Genomic DNA, 2318 nt, shown 5'->3' with positions numbered 1-2318 from the left:
GACCAGCTGCGCATCGCTGCCGGGCTCCGCCTGCTCCAGTTCGTGCCGGAGGCCGGCCAGCAGCTCCTCGCGCAGCCCGGGGCGGGCCTGCGCCGGGCAGTAGCGCTCCACCGCGAAGCGGGCGTTGTCCAGCAGGACCTGAAGCACCGCGGGATCCGTCTCGGCGGGCCCAAAGGTCCGGACGGCGGCCACGTAGCGCCGCGCCGGCAGCGCAGCGTCGCGTGCCATGTCCCAGAGCGTGGACCAACACAGTGCCCGGGCCAGCGGGTCCGCAATCCGGTCCAGCGCCGAGAGCACCGTGCCCAGCGACCGGGCGTCGAGGCGCACCTTGGCGTAGCTGTGGTCGCCGTCGTTGGTCAGCAGCAGTGCCGGGGCCGGGAGGCCGGCCAGGTCGGGCAGGTCGGTGACGGCGCCGGCCACATCCAGCTCCGGCGACGCGGTGCGCACCAGGGCGCCGCCGGGACTCTGGAAATCGAAGAAGCCAAGCCGCAGCCGGTGCGGCCGCAGCACGGTGCTGCCCGTGGCCGGGTCCCTGGACTCCTGCCGGATCCGCACCCCGGCCAGCCGCCCGTCGTCGCCGGAGGCCGGCTCGGCCTCCAGCGAGGAGATTCCGGAGGTCTGCAGCCAGAGCCTGGCCCAGTCCTGCATGTCCCGGCCGGAGGCGGCGCCGAGCACGGCCAGGAAGTCCGCCAGCGAGGTGTTCCCATAGGCATTGTCGCGGAAATAGCGGCGCGCCGCGTCCCGGAAGGCATCGAAGCCCACGTAGGCCACCAACTGCTTGAGCACGGACGCGCCCTTGGCATAGGTAATGCCGTCGAAGTTCTGCTTCGCCGCCTCCAGGTTGGGGATGTCCGCCACCACCGGATGGGTGGTGGGCAGCTGGTCCTGGACATAGGCCCACGCCTTGCGCCGGTTGGCGAAGGCCACCCAGGCTTCGGTGTACTCGGTGGCCTCCGCCAGCGCGAGCGAGCCCATGTAGTCGGCGAAGGACTCCTTAAGCCACAGGTCGTCCCACCAGGCCATGGTGACCAGGTCGCCGAACCACATGTGCGCCATCTCGTGCAGGATGGTATTGGCCCGGCTCTGGTACTGGCCGCGGGTGGCCCGGGACCGGAAGACGTAGTCCTCGGTGAAGGTGACCAGCCCGGGGTTCTCCATCGCGCCGAGGTTGTATTCGGGGACGAAGGCCTGGTCGTACTTGCCGAACGGATACGGGTAGTCGAAGAGTTCGTGGAAGAAGTCCAGGCCCTGCTTGGTGACCTCGAAAATCCGGTCCGCATCGAAGAATGCCGCCAGCGAGGCCCGGCAGCTGGCGCCGAGCGGGACCCGCAGCACGGAGCCGTCCGGCAGTGTGCGCTCCCAGAGGTCCTCCGCACGGTGGTACGGGCCGGCGAGCACCGCGGTGATGTAGGTGGAGATGCGCGGGGTGGGGGCGAACCGCCGGATCGAATACCCCGGGGTGCTCGTCATTGGATCCCGCGCAGCCTCCGGGGCGTTGGATGCCACGTGCCAGTCGGCGGGCGCCGCGACGTTGAACGTGAAGCTGGCCTTGAGGTCCGGCTGGTCGAAGTTCGCAAAGACGCGGCGGGCGTCGGCAGGTTCGAACTGGGTATAGAGATAGGTCTCGCCGTCGGCCGGGTCCACGAAGCGGTGCAGGCCTTCCCCGCTGCGGCTGTACAGGGCCGTGCCGATGACGGTCGCCTCGTTCTGCGCGGCCAGGCCGGGCAGGTGGATCCGGGATCCGTCCACCACGGCGGCCGGGTCCAGCCTGCGCCCGTTGAGCGTGACGGAGTGGATGCCGCCGTGGATGAAGTCCACGAAGGTCGACGCCCCGGGTTCGCTGCACGTGAAGGTGATGATCGACCGGGAGCAGCAGCCGGGGGCCTCGGCGTCCCGGGCGGTGCGCAGGTCCAGCGACACGTCGTACCGCTCGACCTGGACGATGCGCGAGCGCGCTGCGGCTTCGGCCCGGCCAAGGTTCTCATTCTCCATCCGGCCCATTTAACCACCGACTGTAACCGGCGACGTGGCGGCTGCGTTCAGACCCCCGCCAGCCGGGCCGCGGCCAGGCCCAGGGAGGCGATCAGCAGCCAGGCCAGCAGTGCCGTCGCCGCAGCGGGCAGGGACGACCGCAGCAACTCGCGCAGCCGCACGGAGGCACCGAGCGCAAACAGCGCGGCGGCCAGCAGGATGTCCTGCAGGATGCCGAGTACGGAGAGCACCGGCAGCGGCAGCCAGCCGGTGCTGCGCAGCAGCACCATGGCCAGGAACCCGGCGAGGAACAGCGGCACCAGCGGCGGCCGGGCCCCGGCGGCGCC

Annotated in this window: 2 protein-coding genes; both read right to left on the bottom strand. The window is 70.9% G+C overall.

Going from position 1 to position 2318, the window contains the following annotated elements:
* Window positions 1-1992: aminopeptidase N (gene pepN, locus ACFQ36_RS22235; protein ID WP_377017665.1), on the bottom strand; the 1992-nt coding region annotated here is incomplete at its 3' end.
* Window positions 1993-2039: 47 nt separating this feature from the next.
* The coding region (locus tag ACFQ36_RS22230; RefSeq protein ID WP_377017663.1) for a putative sulfate exporter family transporter at window positions 2040-2318 on the bottom strand (279 nt) is incomplete at its 5' end.

This window comes from Arthrobacter sp. GCM10027362 (assembly GCF_042679445.1).
GTDB lineage: Bacteria > Actinomycetota > Actinomycetes > Actinomycetales > Micrococcaceae > Crystallibacter.
Note: the sequence above shows the minus strand (reverse complement) of the source record. Positions and strands in the feature narration are given on the sequence as shown.